This is a genomic window from Streptomyces sp. NBC_00654 (genome assembly GCF_026341775.1).
In the GTDB taxonomy this organism is placed as follows: Bacteria; Actinomycetota; Actinomycetes; order Streptomycetales; family Streptomycetaceae; genus Streptomyces.
In genome coordinates, this window is the sequence record NZ_JAPEOB010000001.1 from 1,567,979 (window position 1) to 1,586,790 (window position 18,812).

General features: G+C 70.9%; 12 protein-coding genes. 6 read left to right on the forward strand and 6 right to left on the reverse strand.

Annotated elements, in window-relative coordinates; translation table 11 throughout:
* The first annotated feature begins 96 nt into the window (after window positions 1-96).
* A complete protein-coding gene (gene ychF / locus OHA98_RS06890) occupies window positions 97-1,185 on the forward strand; it encodes a redox-regulated ATPase YchF (protein ID WP_266923379.1) in 1,089 nt (362 codons plus the stop codon).
* A gap of 724 nt (window positions 1,186-1,909) precedes the next feature.
* Window positions 1,910-2,269 carry a hypothetical protein gene (locus OHA98_RS06895; RefSeq protein ID WP_266923381.1) on the forward strand — a complete coding sequence of 120 codons (360 nt, stop codon included), beginning with the start codon at window positions 1,910-1,912 and terminating at the stop codon, window positions 2,267-2,269.
* Between the two features lie 226 nt (window positions 2,270-2,495).
* On the opposite strand, the gene OHA98_RS06900 is transcribed toward OHA98_RS06895, so the two are convergent.
* Window positions 2,496-2,759, reverse strand: coding sequence for a type II toxin-antitoxin system RelE/ParE family toxin (locus OHA98_RS06900; RefSeq protein WP_266923383.1), 264 nt, complete (start codon window positions 2,757-2,759; stop codon window positions 2,496-2,498).
* On the reverse strand, window positions 2,752-3,018 hold the full coding sequence (locus OHA98_RS06905) for a type II toxin-antitoxin system Phd/YefM family antitoxin (RefSeq protein ID WP_266923385.1): 267 nt from the start codon (window positions 3,016-3,018) through the stop codon (window positions 2,752-2,754). Before OHA98_RS06905 ends, OHA98_RS06900 begins: the two co-directional genes overlap by 8 nt.
* Window positions 3,019-3,650: 632 nt before the next feature.
* Here OHA98_RS06905 and OHA98_RS06910 point away from each other — a divergent pair.
* Both OHA98_RS06910 and OHA98_RS06915 read left to right on the forward strand, forming a co-directional pair.
* A complete protein-coding gene (locus tag OHA98_RS06910; protein WP_266923386.1) occupies window positions 3,651-4,694 on the forward strand; it encodes a LuxR family transcriptional regulator in 1,044 nt (347 codons plus the stop codon).
* 372 nt (window positions 4,695-5,066) lie between these two features.
* Window positions 5,067-8,456, forward strand: coding sequence for a S8 family serine peptidase (locus OHA98_RS06915; protein ID WP_266923388.1), 3,390 nt, complete (start codon window positions 5,067-5,069; stop codon window positions 8,454-8,456).
* Between the two features lie 78 nt (window positions 8,457-8,534).
* On the opposite strand, the gene OHA98_RS06920 is transcribed toward OHA98_RS06915, so the two are convergent.
* Window positions 8,535-9,656, reverse strand: a complete 1,122-nt coding sequence (locus OHA98_RS06920; RefSeq protein WP_266923390.1) for a PP2C family protein-serine/threonine phosphatase — start codon at window positions 9,654-9,656, stop codon at window positions 8,535-8,537.
* 191 nt (window positions 9,657-9,847) lie between these two features.
* Between OHA98_RS06920 and OHA98_RS06925 the strand changes: the two genes are divergently transcribed.
* Window positions 9,848-12,037, forward strand: a complete 2,190-nt coding sequence (locus OHA98_RS06925) for a DEAD/DEAH box helicase (RefSeq protein WP_266923391.1) — start codon at window positions 9,848-9,850, stop codon at window positions 12,035-12,037.
* Between the two features lie 93 nt (window positions 12,038-12,130).
* On the opposite strand, the gene lanL is transcribed toward OHA98_RS06925, so the two are convergent.
* From lanL to OHA98_RS06940, 3 genes are all read right to left on the reverse strand, one after another.
* Complete coding sequence (gene lanL, locus OHA98_RS06930) at window positions 12,131-14,905, reverse strand: class IV lanthionine synthetase LanL (protein ID WP_266923393.1); 2,775 nt, start codon at window positions 14,903-14,905, stop codon at window positions 12,131-12,133.
* A 1-nt stretch (window position 14,906) separates the two neighbouring features.
* Window positions 14,907-15,089: an SflA family class IV lanthipeptide gene (locus tag OHA98_RS06935; RefSeq protein WP_266923395.1), complete on the reverse strand. Its 183-nt coding sequence runs from the start codon at window positions 15,087-15,089 to the stop codon at window positions 14,907-14,909.
* 344 nt (window positions 15,090-15,433) lie between these two features.
* Window positions 15,434-18,130 carry a discoidin domain-containing protein gene (locus OHA98_RS06940; protein WP_266923396.1) on the reverse strand — a complete coding sequence of 899 codons (2,697 nt, stop codon included), beginning with the start codon at window positions 18,128-18,130 and terminating at the stop codon, window positions 15,434-15,436.
* A 102-nt stretch (window positions 18,131-18,232) separates the two neighbouring features.
* Here OHA98_RS06940 and OHA98_RS06945 point away from each other — a divergent pair, with 102 nt between their 5' ends.
* Window positions 18,233-18,727 (forward strand): cupin domain-containing protein, encoded by a 495-nt coding sequence (locus tag OHA98_RS06945; protein WP_266923398.1) that lies wholly within the window; start codon window positions 18,233-18,235, stop codon window positions 18,725-18,727.
* Window positions 18,728-18,812 lie beyond the last annotated feature (85 nt).

Consider the following 18,812-nt stretch of genomic DNA (forward strand, 5'->3'; position numbering starts at 1 on the left):
CCGCCGCCCGTAAACTGGAGAATCGGTCCACTCCGAGGCCTGGCCCGAACAGCACGACTACCCCTCCTCACCTCCTCACTCCAGGAAGTCGCCAAAGTGTCGCTCACGATCGGAATCGTCGGTCTGCCGAATGTCGGCAAGTCGACCCTGTTCAACGCCCTGACCAAGAACGACGTGCTGGCGGCCAACTACCCGTTCGCCACGATCGAGCCGAACGTCGGCGTGGTCGGCGTCCCGGACCCGCGCCTGAACAAGCTCGCGGAGATCTTCAACTCGCAGAAGCTCCTCCCCGCCACCGTCGACTTCGTCGACATCGCGGGCATCGTCCGCGGCGCGAGCGAGGGTGAGGGGCTGGGCAACAAGTTCCTCGCGAACATCCGCGAGTCCGACGCGATCTGCCAGGTCATCCGCGCCTTCAAGGACGAGAACGTCGTCCACGTCGACGGCAAGGTCTCGCCCAAGGACGACATCGAGACGATCAACACCGAGCTGATCCTGGCCGACCTCCAGTCGGTCGAGAAGGCCGTCCCGCGCCTCACGAAGGAGTCCCGCCTCCAGAAGGAGAAGGTGGCGGTACTGGCCGCCGTCGAGGAGGCTCAGAAGATCCTGGAGTCCGGCGAGACGCTCTTCGCCGCGGGCATCACCGCGTCCACCGAGAAGGGCCGGCTCCTGCACGAGCTGCACCTGCTCACCACCAAGCCCTTCCTCTACGTCTTCAACGTCGACGAGGACGAGCTGGTCGACGAGGACTTCAAGAACGCCCAGCGCGCCCTGGTCGCCCCCGCCGAGGCCATCTTCCTGAACGCCAAGATCGAGTCCGAGCTCATCGAGCTGGACGACGACGAAGCCCTGGAACTCCTCCAGTCCATGGGCCAGGAAGAGCCCGGCCTGGCCACCCTCGGCCGCGTCGGCTTCGACACCCTGGGCCTCCAGACCTACCTCACGGCAGGCCCGAAGGAAGCCCGCGCCTGGACGATCAAGAAGGGCGCCACGGCCCCCGAGGCGGCCGGTGTGATCCACACCGACTTCCAGAAGGGCTTCATCAAGGCGGAGATCATCTCCTTCGAGGACCTCGTCGAAACGGGCTCGGTCGCCGAGGCCCGCGCCAAGGGCAAGGCCCGCATGGAAGGCAAGGACTACGTCATGCAGGACGGCGACGTGGTGGAGTTCCGCTTCAACGTGTAGTCGTGTGCACTGCACGTGACTTGATTGGTCAAGCGTGCAGGTGGGAAGGGGTCGGACTCCGTCGGGTCCGACCCCTTTGGCGTCACCATGCTGGATGGGCGCTGGATGTTCTGACGTATGGGCAGCGGTTGATCAGGTGTCGTAAACGGTGGACCGACGTACCACGTGAACGACCCCCAGACCGCCAGTTGCTCAGGAGATGGTCGTGGCGAGGGCCGCCGTGGAGGCGATTTGTCGGGGTCGGCCTCGCCCCAGCGGCGGGCGAGCCGCACCAGCTCCGGTCCCGACCAGGTGCGCGGTTCCACCCGGGTCTTCGCCTGGGCGAGCAGCAGCGGTCGTCCCCGCGCGTCCCTCACCTCGAAGTCGATGGCCTCGTCGGCGCCCTCCACCCGGAAGGTCTCTGCCTCCGGATACTGGTCCGGAGTGCGGATCAGCTGGAGAATGGCGCACGCTGTCTGGAACCCCATGCCCCGTGCCGTGTCGACTCCACCCATGTGGTGCATCCCCCTTGGCCTCGGCTCGCCCTCCAGCATGCAGGGCGCCACTGACAGCCCCCTGTCGCGAGCCATCAAATGCGCGCTATAGCTGATGACTTGTTGTATGCGACTTTAGGGTCACAACAGCACCAGAAGTCACGAGATCGTTCCGCGTCTTCCAGGGGGAATGGGCGGACCCGCAGATCGTCGCAGTAGCCGGTGCGGCTGGCACTGCCATCGTTTCGGCAATGGCTACGGATGCCTGGCACCGTGCGAGGGACAGCGTCGTAGCGCTCTGGCAACGGTTCCGACCCGAGTCCGCCGACGCGGTCCATGTGGATTTCGAAGGGAACCGGAGGGTCCTCGTCGATTCTCTGCCAGCGGGTGACGAACACAAACGCGCCGCACTGATCGCCGCATGGAACGGGTACTTTCTCGGGTTACTCGTCGCACAGCCGAACGCTCTTGACGCCCTCAGGCACCTCAGCACGGTCCTCACACAAGAGAACACCAGCGGTCCCCCTTCCTCCCTGAAGATGACAGCCCATGCGAGCGGCAAAGCACAGGTGTTCCAGGCCGGGCGTGACCAGAAGATCACCCAGTCGTGACTCCGCCCCGGCGTGACGATGAGATGAACGAGCCCTGGTCGATGCGGGCCGATGCCTCCGATGCCGCTCGGGTGCATCAGGCGGGCAGAGATCAGCACTTCGTTCAGAACCGGTTGAATGTGCGGGTCGGAAGGGGTCCGTCTCCTCGGAGGCGGGCCCCTTCGTTTTCCCGTGCTGGATCGGTGCTGGATCGGTGCTGGATATTCGGATTCTCCGTCAGGGCGATTCAGGTGTCGTAGATCGTGGAGCGGTGTCCGACGCGGATGACCCACACGATCAGTTCGCCGTTTTCGACGGTGTAGATGACGCGGTAGTCGCCGATTCTGAGACGGCGGCGCTCGGGCTGGGAAACGAGCGCGGTGGTGTTGAAGCCGAACGGGTCGGTTTCCAGTTCCGTCAGCTTGGTCAGGATGCGGAGCGCGGTGTCGCGCGGAACCTTGCGGAGTTCGGCTCGGGCTTCCGGGTGGAAGACGGTGCGGTACTCACTCACTTCGCGCCAGCGTCTCCTTCATGACGTCCTCGATCGGGATGCCGGCCGACCGGGTCGCCATGCGCTCGTCGATGAGGCGGTTGATCTCGCGCTCTTCCCATTCCTGGTACTTGCGGAGCACCTCTATCGACACGACGGCGGCAACTTCTTTGCCTCGTCGCGTGATGACTGTGGGCGTGTCGTCGCGATCGGCGCGTTCGACGACCTCGGCCAAGTGTGCGCGGACGTCGCGGATGGACTCAATGGGCATCTGCGTCATATGCTCAAAGGTACCGGATGTCTCATGTGTACACAATGGTTACTGGTCTTGGGTGAACCCCGGGCTGTGCTGGATGGCTCTTCACCGTGCTGGATGCGTGCGGGGCGGGATCTTCGAAACCAGCGTTTCCGGAGATGGGAGCCCTGTGTTGAATGTCCCCCTTCTGCGTGTAATCGTCCGCATGCTGTGCGTACTGATCGGCTAAATGTGCAGGTCGGAAGGGGCGGGGCGGTGTTGAGTCCGGCCCCTGGTCACCGCTGCTCGTGCTGTTGGTCGTCCCGTCGTCACTCTGCCTCCGACTCGCCGCATTCGCTTCGTCATGGACGTAGGCCATCAGCTCTTCTCCTCGGAGCCGCCCACGGTCTTGTCGAGCACGCCGTGCCTGCGGCAGGGGGCAGGGCGGGAATGGTCCACCTGTGCGGTCCCGTCGGTGTGCCATGGATTTCTCCGCCCCGGCGCACCCGGCCGGTCCGCGGCGAGTTCGCGACATCCGGCAACGGCCGTCGCGGACCGGCCGGGTGAACGGCCGATGGCGGCCTCCTGGCGGAGGCATAGGGTTCGGCCGAGAAGATCCGCTCGGCGCGGGCGAGTTGCGCCGGGGCGGTACGGTGGCCGCCCCGAGGAGGAGCCGGATGCTGCAGGCGCTGGGACTGGGACCGGGCGAAGAGGTCATCTATACGGCGCTGCTGGCCACACCCACCGGTTCCGCGCGGGACCTGGCCCGGCAGACCGGACTCGACGAGGCCGAGAGCGTCAAGATCCTCGATGACCTGGCGGCGCGGGGCCTGGTGGCTGTCGTGGCGGAGGCCGCGAGCGGGTCGCCCGAACCCGCCGAGGGCGAGGCCGGCCCGCCGCCCGCCCGCTATCGGCTCACACCGCCCTCGGTGGCCCTGGCTCCGCTCCTTGTCGAGCAGCGCAACGCGCTTCACCATGCCGAGACCGCCTTCTCGATCCTTAGCGAGCAGTACCGCAGTACCGCCGCACAGACCGCGGGGGGTGTCGTGGAGGTGGTCGTCGGTGTGGAGCAGGTCGCGCACCGGTTCCACCAATTGCAGAGCGGGGCCCAGCGGGAGTTGCTCGTCTTCCTCGTCGGCGCGCCCATCGCGGTGCCGCGCGAGGACACCGACACGGCGGAGAGTTCCGCGCTGGATCGCGGAGTCGACTTCCGGGTCGTCGCCGCCAAGGACTATCTGGACGGTCACGACATCGTGCGGGATGTGCGGACGGCTGTCATGGCGGGCCTCGACCTGCGCCTGGTCGACTCGCTGCCGCTGAAGATGGTCGTGTCGGACCGGGAACGCGCCATGGTGCCACTGGACATGGCGGACTCCGGTGGTGAGCCGAGCGCGATCGTGGTGCACCGCAGCGGCCTGCTGACGGCCCTGGTCCATCTCTTCGAGAAGGAATGGGCCCAGGCCCGGCCGATGTACACGACCACGGGGGCGCCCGAGGAACCTGCGGCCGATCAGCCGACCGAGGGGGAACTGGAGGTCCTCGCACGGCTGTTGGCGGGCATCTCGGACCGGCGGACGGCGTCCCAGCTCGGTCTCTCCGTGCGTACGGTGGAGCGGCGGATACGCCGTTTGATGGACCTCGCCGGAGTGGACTCGCGCTTGCAGCTCGGCTGGCACGCGGCACGTGCGGGCTGGCTGTGCCCGCCCTCTCCGTCTGTCTGAGAGCCGAGCACTCCGGTACCGGCGCCGGCAGTTCCTGGCAGCCCCGGGACGGCCGGCGGCGGGCGGCGTCGCCCCACGGCGTCGCGACCCCACGGCGTCGCGACCCCACGGCGTCGCGACCCCACGGCGTCGCGACCCCACGGCGACGTTCCGGCGGAGGGCGTCCGGCGGAGGGTGTCGGACGGAGGGCGGCCGCGCCCCGCGACCGTGTGAGGCGGCGGTTCCCGACGGTGACGAGCAGTGGAGGTGACCGCGTGACGGAATGCCGTCACGTGGGGAACCCGCCATGCGTGGCACGCCTACGCGCTCCGTATGTCTGCCAGGATTCAGCCGCAAGCCTGGCATGTTCACGGCGTCAAGTAGGGGAGACTCATGCATCCCATAGCGCGCATAGCCTTGGGCGCGGCGACCGCCGCAGTCCTGGGCGTCACCGCTGTCGCACCGTCCGGGGCGGCGACCACACCGCCTGACGGTGCTTCGGGAGAGAAGCCCATCGTCGGTGGCGGGACCCCGCCGGCGGGCGGCAAGCAGGTGACGGTCACGCTCGTCACCGGCGACAAGGTGCTGGTCACCACAGACCCGTCGGGCCGCAGCTCCGCGGCCCTGCTGCCCCACGAGGACGGCACGCAGCCGCTCGTGCAGACCTTCCAGCTGGGCAAGGACCTCTACGTCTATCCGGAGGGCGTTTCCCGGGCGATCGCCGAAGGCAGGGTCGACGAGCAGCTGTTCAACGTCACCGGCCTGATACGTCAGGGATACGACGACACGAACACCGATGCGCTGCCGCTCATCGCCACGTACCAGAACCGTGTCGATGTCGCCGACAGCCTGCCGGTGGCTCCTCGTGGGTCGAAGCGCGGCCTTGAGCTTCCCGCCGTGAACGGCGTCGCGCTCAAGGCGGGCAAGGACACCGCCGCCGCCTTCTGGCAGGACATCACCGACACCCGTTCGCGTGCTGCCTCCACGTTGAAGAAGCTGTGGCTGGACAGCAAGGTCGAGGCCACGTTGGACCGGTCGACCAAGCAGGTGCACGCGCCGGAGGCCTGGGCCGCCGGCTACGACGGCAAGGGCACCAGGGTCGCCGTGCTGGACACCGGCGTGGACGCCGAGCACCCGGACCTGGTGAACCGGATCGCCGCGTCCAAGAACTTCACGGACTCCCAGAGCACCGCGGACCGCCAGGGGCACGGCACTCACACCGCGTCCACCGTCGGCGGCTCCGGAGCCGCCGACGACGGCCGCAGGAAAGGCGTCGCCCCCGGGACCTCCCTGCTCGTCGGCAAGGTCCTCAACGACTCGGGGTCCGGCGAAAGCTCCTGGATCATCGCCGGTATGCAGTGGGCCGTCGACCAGAAGGCCGATGTCGTCTCCATGAGCCTGGGCAACCCGGCCATCGGCACCTGCTCCGACCCGCTGGCGGAGGCCACGAAGGAGCTCTCGCGGAACACGCGCACCCTGTTCGTCGTCGCCGCGGGCAACGCCGGTTCGGGCATCGAGACCGTTTCCTCGCCCGGCTGTGTGCCCGGCGTGCTCACCGTCGGCGCCGTCGACCGTGACGACACCACCGCGTGGTTCTCCAGCCGCGGCCCGGTGGCCGTCACGCATACCCTCAAGCCCGAGATCGCCGCCCCCGGCGTCGGTATCTCGGCCGCCAGCGCGGGTGGACGCGGCCCCTACGCCTACCGGGAGATGTCGGGCACATCCATGGCGACCCCGCACGTCGCGGGCGCCGCTGCCATCGTCCGCCAGGCCCACCCGGAGTGGACCGCGCAGCAGATCAAGGCGGCCCTCGTCTCCTCCGCCCGTACCGGCGGGAAGGTCGCCGGTGCCGACCAGACCGGGGCGGGCGTGCTCGATGTGTTCGACGCGGTGCGCCAGAAGGTGCTGTCCGCACCGGCCGTCCAGGGCGGCAGCTACAACTGGCCGCAGGACACCTCCGACCGCACCACCGTGCAGGTGCCCTTCACCAACACCGGCACCGACGAAGTCACCCTGAAGCTCGGGGTGAGCGGTGTGCACGGCAACGACGGCAGCGATGTCAGCTCCGGCATCATGAGGCTCGAACACAGCAAGGTGACCGTTCCCGCGGGCGCCACGGTCAACGTGCCGCTGCGTATCGACCCCACCGCCCGGCTCAAGGCCTCCCAGTACGGGGCCGTCACCGGCCGCGTCATCGCCACCGGCGGCGACGCGCATGTCAGTGTGCCGGTCACGCTCCACGTCCAGCCGGAAACGGTCACCCTCCGGGTCAAGGTCGTCGACCGCAACGGCAAGCCCGCGGACGGCGCCTCCTCGCTGGACCTGGTCAGCCTCGACACCGACCAGGGCGAGCGCCGCAGCAACGAGGGCGCCGCCGAGCAGATGTACCGCGTGCGCCCTGGTGACTACGCACTCGCCGGTTTCGTGGCCACCTACGACGCGGACAACGCACCCGAATCGATCGGCTACCTCGGCCGCCCGCAGCTGCGGATCACCGGTGACACCACCGTCGTCCTCGACGCCCGCAAGGCACACCGGCTCAGCCCGCGGACCGACCGTCCTTCCAAGGTGAGCAGCACCACGCTCAGCTACGGCCGTACGTGGGACGACACCTGGCAGCTGAACGGATCGCTCTCTTCCGGCAGCAACGTGCAGAAGTTCTACGCCTCCGTCGAAGGGCGGGCCCGGAAGGGCTTCTTCGAGTTCCGGCCCACCTGGCGTGCCACCGGTTCGCAGGGCGGCTCGTCCTACGTCTACAACCTCTCGTTCCCGACCGGGGGGCCGCTGCGGTCCGACCGGGTCTACCGCCCGAGTGATGCCGGGCTGGCCCGGGTCACCGAGAAGTGGAACGCCCTCGGCAAGGAGGCCGACTACCTCGACGGGCTGTTCATCCTCCCCGCCTGGAACACGAACACCGCCATCCCGGTGAGCCTGCTCGCTCCGGTCAAGGTGCCGGGCACCCGTACCGCCTACTACACGACCGGCGACGACACCTGGCTCCACGGCGCGATGACCAGCTTCCCCTTTGCCGCGTTCATGTCCGACCAGTACCGCGTCCACCGGCCCGGTGACCGGCGTACCGAGGAGTGGTACGGCGGCCTCCTGCGACCGGCCGCGGCGCGCGACACCGACGGCGACCTGGCGCTGGCCGCCGAGCGGCAGGGCGATCTGATCGGCTTCCAGAGTGCGCTCTGGCTCGACGGCTCCGGCGACCACTGGTCCTACGGCGGGTCCTTCGGCGACCTCGGCAACCTGTTGCTGAAGCGCAACGGCGAGGAGATCGCCAGAAGCACCTACCCGTACGACGCGTTCGAGGTGCCGGCCGAGGACTCCGCGTACGAACTCACCCAGAACCTGTCCAAGATCGACACCTCGGACCGGAACTGGCTGCGTTCCACCGCCGTCACCACCACCTGGAGCTTCCGCTCCCACCTGGAGCCCGACGTCTACTCCCGCGGCATACCGATCCTCTTCCCGGCGTACGACCTGCCGGTGGACAGCGTGAACACGCTGCCCGCGCGGAGCGGTATCAAGGTCGGTCTGTCGGTCGAGGGTCACGCCGGGTACACCCCGGGCAGGATCACGGAGGCCTCCGTCTCCTACTCCTACGACGGCGGCACCACCTGGACCCAGGCGCCGACCGAGCAGCGGGCCGGCAAGTGGACGGCCACGCTCGACCACACCGGTGCCACCGGCGAACAGGTCATGCTGAAGACCACCCTCACGGACTCCGAAGACAACGCGGTCACCCAGACCATCACCCGCGCCTACGACGTCCGATAGCCACACGGCAGGGCCGGGCGGGTCTCCCTCCACAGGGGGACCCGCCCGGCCCTTTCCCGCTGTCTGCCGGGCCGCGGCTCAGTGCAGCGGTGAACGGCGGACGGACAGGACTGCGACGTCGTCGTGCTGGCTGCCGTCCCCGGCGAACGCGCGCGCGTTGTCGTAGAGGGCGCGCGGCAGGTCGGTGGGGGAGAGCGAGACACGCTCGGCCAGCCGTTCGGTGATGGGGTAGAACGTGCCGTCGGCGGCGCGGGTCTCGGTGAGTCCGTCGGTGGTCAGCAGGAGCGTCGCGCCGGGCGGGAAGGCGAACCAGTCGACGGTCGCGGGTTCGGTGGCGAGTTCGGCCAGGCCGAGGGGGACACCGGAGTCGAGGGCCGGGGTGCTGACCGCGGCGTCGTGGAGCAACTGCGGCGGAATGTGGCCGCAGTTGATGACCTGCACCTCGTTGTGCGCGTCGATGTTGACGACCAGGGCGGTGACGAACCGTTCGTCGTCGCCGGTCTGCGCGGCGTAGGAGTTGTGCCGTACGACAGAGGCGTCGAGCGCGTCGGCGAGCGCGGTCAGGGTGGGCTCCCGGTGGGCCGCCTCGCGGAACGCGCCGATGACCGCGAACGCGGCGCCCACCGCGGGCAGGCCCTTGCCCTGGACATCGCCGATCAGGACCCGGGTGCCCCACGGGGAGGCGACGACGTCGTAGATGTCGCCGCCGACGAGCCGGTCCTCCTGCACGGGCTCGTACACGCCGTCGACCAGGACATCATCGGTGAGCAGGGGCAGCGGGCGCAGGATGTGGCGCTGCATCGCCGCGGCGGTGGAGCGGATCCGCAGCATCTCGTGCTCCCGGTGGATACGGCGGTCGCAGGCGTAGACGGAGGCCGCGCCCAGGGTGAGCGTCAGCAGCATCATCAGGAACCTGTCGACCCACGACGCCCCGTCGCCGTGCCGGAGCACCACGGTGACGATGACCACGATCGTGGTCCACGCGGAGACGAACAGCGTCTGCCGTACGGTGCACAGCGCCGACGCCGTCCCCGGCAGGAACACAAGGAGCCCCAGAAGCCACACCAGCGACCCGGACAGGGCGCCGAGGGCCAGCACCAGAGCCGTCATCGACACCACGCCGATCACGACTTCGGCATTGCGCGGCGGCTCGATGGCCTCGAAGGGACGTGCGAATCTCCTCGGACGAGTACGGGGCACGGGACCTCCTGGCAAGTGGTGTGTTCCCCGTACGTTAGGCAGGCACAGCCGCGAGCGAGCCGCGCCCCGCCGGACGGGGTCCGGCGGGGCGCGGCCGTGGCGGGTGAGGAAGAGGCGCACCTCGACGGCGGTCATGATCGGATGGCCCGCGGTATCCGGGGACACAGTGCGATGAGAGAGGCCGGGGCGGGATGGGGCGCGGTGAGCGGGAAGCGGTCGCGGAGGGCGTGCGGCTGCACGACGCCGCGCAGGCGGTGGCCGGTGACCACGGGAGGGCCGTCGAGGCGGTCCGGGCGGCGCTGAAGCCGATCCACGACGAGGCGGTGGAGCAAGCGCTCGATGCCATCCCCGTGGCCAGGCTGAAGGAGGTCACCGAGGGCAGGCTGAGGCTCGGCGACATCAAGAAGAGCGGGCTGCGGTCGGTCCGGCAGGTGCTCGACGCGGGCCCCTACCGGTTGCGGCAGATTCCCGGCGTGGGACAGCGGACCGCCGATCAGGTCGTCGCGGCGGCGCGTCAGATATCCGATGCCGTACGTGAGACCGTCGCCGTCCACATCGATGTGGACGCACCGGAGCCCCGCACCACGGCACTCGTCGAGGCCCTGTACGTCCTGGTGGAGGCGGGTCCCGACGCGCGGCGCGCCGTTGACGCCGCCGCGGTTCTCTCGGCGCGCCTCGGCCCGCTGCTGGCCGGGGCCAGGACCGCCGGCGGGCGGTTGCGCATGCTGCTGGCCGGGCGGGCCAAACGGGAACGGGCGCTCAAGGCGGTCGCCGAGGTCCGCGGGGCGACCGAGGAGGCGGTACGGGGCGGAGTGCCGGAACTGCTCGCCCAGGCCTCGGTCGATCTGCTGCGTGGTACCCCTTCCGACGTGGCGGCCTGGGTCGACTTCGAGCTGCGCTCCGCCGAGTACTACAGCCTGCTCGCGGAAATCTCCGGCGGCGGCCCCGACCCCGACGCCGCCGAGGGGTTCCTGCCCGACGAGGTCGCCGAACGGGTCCGCGGCCAGCTGCTCGACGACACCCACCGCAGGGTGTCGCTGCGCGGCTACCAAGCCTTCGGAGCACGCTTCGCCCTCACCCAGCGCAAGGTGATCCTCGGCGACGAGATGGGGCTCGGCAAGACCATCCAGGCCATCGCGGCCCTGTCCCACCTCGCCGCCGAGGGGCAGAGCCACTTCATGGTCGTCTGCCCGGCCGGCGTCCTGATCAACTGGACACGCGAGATCGAGGCCCGCAGCAAGCTGCGCGCGACGCCTCTTCACGGCCCCGACCGGCAGGAGGCGTTCGCCGACTGGCAGAGCCGGGGCGGGGTAGGAGTGACCACCTTCACCGCCCTGAGCGGTTTTCCCGTCCCCGCGAACGGCGAGCTCGGGATGCTGGTCGTCGACGAGGCCCACTACGTCAAGAACCCGCAGGCGCGCCGCTCCCGAACCGTGACCGCCTGGTCCGAGCACTGCGAACGCGTTCTCTTCATGACCGGCACCCCCATGGAGAACCGCGTCGCCGAGTTCCGCAGTCTCGTACAGATCCTCCAGCCGCAGCTGGCCGAGGCCATCGGTGACCGTGACGGTGCGGCCGGTGCCAAGAGCTTCCGCCGGGCGGTCGCACCGGTCTACCTGCGCCGCAATCAGCAGGACGTCCTGACCGAACTGCCCACGCTCCAGCACACGGACGAGTGGGAGGAGCTGAGCGCGTCGGACGAGGCCGCCTACCGCGAGGCGGTGCGCGAGGGCAACTTCATGGCGATGCGCAGAGCGGCCTACGCACACCCCGGGAATTCGGCCAAGCTGGACCGGCTGGGCGAGATCGTCGAGGACGCCGCCGAGAACGGGCTGAAGGTGGTGGTGTTCTCCACCTTCAGGGATGTCCTGGCAACGGTGAAGGAAGCGCTGGACGGTACCCGTGGCCCCGGCGGCGGTCAGGTGTTCGGCCCGCTCTCGGGGAGCGTGCCGCCCGTACGCCGCCAGCAACTGGTCGACGAGTTCACCGCCGCACCGGGGCACGCGGTGCTGGTGGCGCAGATCGAGGCGGCGGGAGTGGGACTCAACATGCAGGCCGCGTCCGTCGTGATCATCTGTGAGCCGCAGATCAAGCCGACCCTTGAGCATCAGGCGGTGGCGCGGGCCCATCGCATGGGGCAGTTGCGTTCGGTCCGGGTGCACCGGCTGCTCGCGACGGGCGGGGTGGACGAGCGGATGGTGCGGATGCTGAAGAACAAGTCCCGGCTCTTCGACGCGTACGCACGCCGCAGCGTGGTCGCCGAGTCGACGCCGGACGCCGTCGATGTGTCGGACACGGCGATGGCCCGCCGGATCGTCGAGGAGGAGCAGGCGCGGCTGGGAGCGGGAACGGCCCCCGTCCGGTCCACGGGGCACCCGTAGGAGTCTGCCGGGAGCCGGGAGCCGGGAGCCGGGAGCTGGGAGTCGGGAGTCGGCAGCACCGGGCGGTGGTGGATCACCGCCCCGCGCGTCACGTCAGCCGATCATGCCCAGCCGCTCCCCGCCCCGGTCGTGCAGTCGCCGGAAGAAGGCCAGTACGCCGGCCGAGCCACCGGCCCAGGTGGCGTTCGGGCCGGTCAGGCCGGTGTCCGGGAACGTCGGGCGGGACCGCGTGCCGCCGCTGCGGCTCAGGATGATCATCGCTACGTCTCCGGCGGCGTCCCACATCTCCTCGGACCCGGACGCCTCCGCGACGTCCACCAGCAGGTCGCCCACCCCCGCCAGCCCGCAGCACTGCGTGACCAGCGGCATGCGTGGCGCCAGCGCGGCGCAGGTGTGTGCCGTCCGCTGTGCGAGGCGAAGGTACTCGGGTTCCCCGAGGCGGTCGGCGGCGCGGAGAAGTACGGCTCCGATCCCGGCGAGGCCGCGGCACCAGGAGCCGTAACGGCGGGTCGCCCGCGGCTCGTTCGCCGCCGCGATGATGCCCGGTGTGGCGGCGGCGAGGTGCGCGCAGGCCTTCCGGGACCTGCTGATCACGGCCGGGTCGCCCGTCGCGCTGCCGTGTTCGAGCAGGAAGTACGCGACGCCCGCCTCCCCGTGCGCGAGGCCCGTGCCCAGCGCAGCGCTGCCGGGTGAGCCGGTGCCCGTCGCCGTCAGCCCGGCCTCGCCGGACTCCAGCATCCGGTCGCACGCGGCGGCTATGGCCCGGTGCCGGTCGGCCGCGTGGCGGTCGCCCGCCGCGAGGGCCTGCCGGGCGAGCAGCAGGCGGCCGAGGCCGATTCCCGCGGCGCCCTCGATCAGGTCCGCCTCCGGCGGGCCGCCGTCCGGCGTCCGGACCGGCAGGACCGGGTGGACCGAAGGGACCGGATGGTCCGACTGCCCGGCCGACGCCGCCGTTCCCGTGCCCGTGCTCCCTGCGCCCGCGTCCTCCGTACCCGTACCCGCATTCGCCTCCGCGAGGAACAGTTCCACGCCGGTGCGGCCGGCGTAGAAGCCCGGCGACATGCTCCTCGTCTGCTGGGCGGTCCATCGGGCCAGTGCGTCGACGGCTTCCCGCACCCCGGGGCGCCCGGTGTGGTGGAGGAGCTCCAGGCCGAGCCCCGAGCTTCCGCCGTAGACATCGACCGGCGTCGGGATGTTCAGGCGGGCGGCGCGCACCGGGTCCACGATCCTGCGCGCCTCCTCGGCGCAGTAGGCGGTCGTGTGCTCGATGATCTCCTGGAGCAGGCCGTCGTCCAGCCGCTGCCGTCGTGGCTGCCTGGGTGGTCCTGACGCCTCGGGTGTCCCCGTCCGGAGCCGGCCGGCACCGGCGGTTCGCGCGGTCGCGTCGAGGTTCATCAGACCGGTGATGGAGGACCGGATCTCCCGGTGGGCACGGCCGGGCAGCGCCCAGGCCAGGGCGTCGAGGGTCCGTTCCAGATTGACGCCGTCGTCGGCGTCGGCGATCACCGGGTCCAGGCCCGTGGCGGCGTAGAACAGGGTCGCGCCCAGCGCGTAGTAGTCGTCGGCGGGCGCGGCCGGACCGCTCCCGCGCTGAACGGGTGCGCTGTAGCCGGGGGTCGCCCCTCCCGGGCCGGTACCGCCCAGCTCGCTGATCCCGAAGTCGATCAGATGGCACCGGCCCGTGTCGTCGAGGACCACGTTGTCCGGCTTGAGGTCACGGACGACGACGCCCCGGCCGTGGATGTCGTCCACGATGCGCAGGAGACCCGTGGCGAGAGCGGAGAGCGTGCGCGCCGGATCGGCGGGGTCGTCCCGGTAGGGGCCGTTCTCCTGGACGTCCCGGCGCAGGTCCCGGCCGCCGCAACTGCTCATCACCAGATACTCGTCCGAGCGATGCCGGAAGTAGTCCAGCCCCCGGGGCACACCGTCGACGGTGGCGAGTGCGGCGAGGACCGTACGTTCGTTGCGCAGCCGGTCGCGCGTGTCCGCGCCCGACTCGTCCTCGGCCACGAACGCCCTCGCCTGCTTGACCACCACGGACCGTCCCGTGGACCGGTCGACCGCCCGGTAGACGTTGCCCTCCGGCTTGCGCACGATGCCGGCGGTGACCGTATAGCGTCCGCCGCCCAGGCCGGGCGGGGACGGCTTGTCCGCGGGCCCGGACCCGGGCCCGGACGCAGGGCTGGAGACGGGCCCGGACGCAGGGCTGGAGACGGGCCCGGACGCGGGGCTGGAGACGGGCCCGGACGCGGGGCTGGAGACGGGCCCGGACGCGGGGCTGGAGACGGGCCCGGACGCGGGGCTGGACCCGGGCGCGGTCGTGGTCGTGGTCGTGAAGGGATCCTCGGCCCAGGGCGGGCAGCGGTACGAGCCGACGGCCAGCCCGTCGAAGATCCGGCCGTCCGGTCCGGTCATGACCGACTCCAGCCGTCCGCTCCGGCCGGTCCGGTACTCGCCCGTGAAGGGCCCGTAACGGTAGTAGACGGGGGAGTCCGGATCGGCCCGCCGGTCGCTGACGACCTGCGGGCCCTCCCGGCCGCGCAGCACAGCGACCAGTTCCCCGGCGATCTCCACGACGGCGCCGGGCAGGGGATAGACCGTGATCGCCTTCCCCACGATGCCCGCGTCCGGCACACCGGAGTTGATGGTGCGCAGTGTCTCCGCGTCCCGGGCGAACTTCGCGTGGCAGACATGCCGCCGCAGCACCGGCAGTACGAGAGCGGTCACCTCGTCGAGTTCGGCGGGACGCGCGGTGATGTGCAGTTTCCAGCCGTGGTCCATCGCCGGCATCCGCGGATCGTTCAGGTACGACCAGATGTCGTCGGACCAGTCGCACCATCCGCTGCGGCCGGCGATGGATTCGGTCACGCTACGAGTTCTTCTGGCACTCGAAACGGGTGGTGGCGGTGACCCAGGGGTCGGAGAGGCAGGCCGTGTGCTCGCGGTCGCTGCGGTCGTCGTCCTCGAACACGATCGCCTCGTCGTCGACCGCCAGCGGCCCCGCGTCGCGGACTTCGTCGACCTTCGGGAGTTCCAGCATGGCTGTGGGCATGTGACGCCTCCGTGTCTTGTCGAGCATGCGCTGATGAAACGGGTTCCGGCCGGTGGGGACCGGCCGGGGTGCCCGCTGATTCAAGGTGCTGATCACGAAGGTAGGCAGCGGGGATCCGGGTGACAAGAGGCCCGATGCCGCTGCGGATACCCGTATTCGCCCCTCGACGGCACGGCCGAAAACCGCCGCCTCCCGCCGGACGGTACGGAGGGCGGAGGCGGCGCGCGTACGGAGGACGGAGACGGCGCGCACGGAGGGCGGAGACGGCGCGCACGGAGGGCGGCCGGCGCCCGGCCACCCCTGGTCGGTTCGCCGTGCCGGCCCTCCGCCGGCGGTGCCGGCCCTCAGCTCGCCGTGCCGACCCTCAGTTCGGCGATGCCCGCCGGTTTCTCCGCGTCCTCCGATCGGACTGTCACCCGCACCATCCTGGCGCTGCCCCCGGCCACGTACGGCTGCCACACGCGCCCGTCCACCGAGGTCTCCAGGGTGTGCGAGGCGGGGGGCACGTCGCCCCACTCCGGTACGAGGGAGGTCACGCCGAGCGGCCGGCCCAGGTCCACCGTGAGCGATCCCGTCGCCCCGTCCGGGGACCAGACCGTCGTCGGGCTGCCGTCCACCGCCGCCTCCGCGTACAGGCCGGGGGTCTCGGAGGTGGCCGTCGCCGGGCGGCAGCGTGCCGCGTCGGCCGTCGGGGCCAGGTCGGGGCGGCGCGTGGGCAGGGTGAGGGTGGTGGACAGCCGGCGCGGGCCCGCCGGAGTGTGGACGGTGAACGGGGCGCCGGACGTCAGCCGCACCGTGCTCGTCCGGGCGCCGATGACCATGTCGTACGTACGGCCCTGATGGCGCAGGCCCGTCAGTGTGACGCCCTCGTGCAGCTGAGGGGGCAGCATCGGGTCGAGGCGCACCCCGTCCTCGCGCAGCCGCAGCCCCGTCAGCCCGTGCGTGAAGACCTGGAGGAAGCCGCCCTTCCCGGTGATGAAGTCGTCGGCCGGAAAGCCGGAGAGGGGATCCTGCGCACCGGACTTCTCGCCGCGTGCCTCGGAGAACACGGAGTACGGGCCGCGGACGAACGGCCGCACGGCGCGCTGGAGATAGGTGTACGTCGCACAGCCCGGCTCCCCGATGGCGGCGGCGGCGACCGCGTGCACCGAGTCCGTCATCGCGGGGCCGTCCGGGTCGGTGCGGGCCGCGTAGTAGTCGAGCGTGGCGGCGGCCGCGCCCTGCTCCATCGGCCACTCCAGGGGATGGATCAGCAGCACGGCGTCGGCCTGCTTGATGGTGGAGCCGTTGTAGCCCGCGTACTGGAGGAACACCTTCCGTTCCGCGTCGTACGGGATACGGAGACCGTCCGCGACCCGCGTCCAGGCGTCCGGTGCCGGGTGGCCGAGCAGTTCGGCGGCGCGGGTCGCGTGACGCAGCGCGGTGGCGGCGACCGCGTTGGTGAAGACCCCGTCCGTGACCCCGTTGCTGTACTCGTCCGGGCCCGCCACATTCCGCACCGAGTAGCTGCCGTCGCTGTTCGCGGTGGCGCGCGACCGCCAGAACTCGGCGATGCCCCGCAGCAGCGGCCAGCCGCGCTCCGCGAGCCAGTCGCGGTCGCCGGTGGCCAGGTAGTACTGCCAGACGGCGAGCGCCACATCGCCCTGGAGGTGGTTCTGGGTGAGGCAGTGCGGCGGGTCCCAGCTCTGGCACTCGGAGTCCAGCCGGCCCCTGCTCGCGCTGGTCCAGGGGTAGAACAGGCCGTCGTAGCCGAGTCGTTCCGCGTTCGCGCGGGCGGCGTCGCGGGTGCGGTAGCGGTACTCGACGACGGAGCGCGCGAGCTCCGGCCGGGTGACGAGCAGTCCCGGGTACACCCAGGTCTCGGCGTCCCAGAACACCATGCCCGCGTAGTTGTCGCTGGTCAGACCGGCCGGGGCGATGCTGTCCGAGGAGCCCGGCCGGGTGTTCGCGAGCAGCCCGTACTGCGCGGACCGCAGCCAGCCCTGGAGTTCGGGACGGCCCCGTACGGTGACATCGGCGGCCCAGTCCCGCCGCCAGGCCGCGGCGTTCGCCTCGAAGACGCCCGTCCAGCCGCGCCGGGCCGCGCGGTGCGCGGCGTCAAGGGCGGACCGGCGCGGGGCGGAGGACGTGAGCGCGGTGTCGACGCCCACGTACTTCTCGAAGGTGTACGTGACGCCCTCGCGCACCGGGGTCGGCTGCGGGGCCTTCCCGGGCCGGTGCCGCAGTGTCTCGACGATGCCCGAGCCGCGTCGCATCGTCTGGGCGATGGCCCCCTCCGTCCCGGTGCCCAGGGTGCGGAACGTGCCGTCCGAGGCCATCGTGATCCGGCGCGCGCCCCGCTCGTCCAGGCGCCCGGTGACGGTCGCCGTACCGCTCCAGCGCGGGGTCATGCGCAGCCGTACCGCTCCGGTGTGGACATCGGACCGGTCGGTCAGGACGTCGTACGTCAGGTCGGTCGCCCGGCCGTCGGCGGTGGTCCAGCGCAGCGACGTACGGACCAGCCCGCAGGCCAGGAACACGGTCTGCCGGTAGTGCGAGATCCGGCCCGCCGGGGTGCCGGGGCCGTAGGTCTCCCCGCCGACGCGAACATCGAGGGTCGTCCAGCTCGGCAGCGCCGCGATGACCTCGCGCCCCTCGGCCGTGCCCTTCTCCCTGGCGTACAGCCCGGAGACGAACGCGCCGTCGTAGCGGGGGGTGTACAGGGGCCAGCCGGTCTTCTCGCCCGAGGCGTCGTACCCGGCCCCGGTTGCGGGGACGCGGTGTCCGAGATATCCGTTGCCGACATAGGGGTCGTATCCGGCGGCCTCACCGAAGCGGGTGGAGCTCGGCGCCCAGGAGGCGTCCGGGCCGTCCGTCCGGCCGCAGACCGGCGGCGGCTCCGTGCCGTTCCGCGCGGTGGCGTGCGGGTCCGCGCCCTGCGGGCCGGCGTGGTGCGGGGCCGCGTGGTACGGGGCTTCGGCGGCGTACGAGAGGAGTGGCAGGGGCGCGATCAGGGCGCCCGCGGCCAAGGACGCGAGGAGAGGGATGCGCGAGAGGCTCACGTCATGAAGGTAGGGAAGGCGGCGGCGCGGGCGGGGGCACGGCGCGCGTGAACGGCGGACGGCTGCGGGGCGAAGCGGCCGGATGGAGCAGAGGAGAGCGGCATGTCGTACCCGGATCCCACCTACACCGTCGGCTCGGGCGAGATCAGCGCCTCGTACCGGCCCTCGGACACCGCCCCGGAGCTGCTGACGCCCAGCGGCGGACGGACGTACTACCTGGCCACCACGGAGTCGACCCGCGGTGAGTTCGGGCTGTACCGGATGGACATGGCACCCCGTGCGGGCGGTCCGGCCACGCACTTCCACCGGTCGATCTCGGAGTCCTTCTTCATCCTCGACGGGACCGTACGGATCTACGACGGCGAGCGCTGGACGGACGCGACGCGGGGCGACTTCGTCCACGTACCGCAGGGCGGTCTGCACGCCTTCCGCAACGACGCGGACGAGCCCGCGTCGATGCTGCTGCTCTTCACACCGGGTGCGCCGCGCGAGGAGTACTTCGAGCAGGTGGCCGAGGCCGCCGAGTGGTCGCCCGAGGAGCGGGCGGAGTTCTTCATCAAGCACGACACCCACTGGATCGAGCACGACACCCACTGAACGGACCGATTCACCGGCCGGCTCACCTGCTGATTCACCGGCCGGCTCACACTCTGACCGGCCGGCTCACGGACTGACCGGCCGG

Bases quoted from the DNA above. Each gene is read 5' to 3' on its own strand.
- OHA98_RS06895 (WP_266923381.1), top strand. From the start codon at position 1,910: ATGGCTACGGATGCCTGGCACCGTGCGAGGGACAGCGTCGTAGCGCTC.
- OHA98_RS06905 (WP_266923385.1), bottom strand. From the start codon at position 3,018: ATGACGCAGATGCCCATTGAGTCCATCCGCGACGTCCGCGCACACTTG.
- OHA98_RS06910 (WP_266923386.1), top strand. From the start codon at position 3,651: ATGCTGCAGGCGCTGGGACTGGGACCGGGCGAAGAGGTCATCTATACG.
- OHA98_RS06915 (WP_266923388.1), top strand. From the start codon at position 5,067: ATGCATCCCATAGCGCGCATAGCCTTGGGCGCGGCGACCGCCGCAGTC.
- OHA98_RS06925 (WP_266923391.1), top strand. From the start codon at position 9,848: ATGGGGCGCGGTGAGCGGGAAGCGGTCGCGGAGGGCGTGCGGCTGCAC.
- OHA98_RS06935 (WP_266923395.1), bottom strand. From the start codon at position 15,089: ATGCCCACAGCCATGCTGGAACTCCCGAAGGTCGACGAAGTCCGCGAC.
- OHA98_RS06945 (WP_266923398.1), top strand. From the start codon at position 18,233: ATGTCGTACCCGGATCCCACCTACACCGTCGGCTCGGGCGAGATCAGC.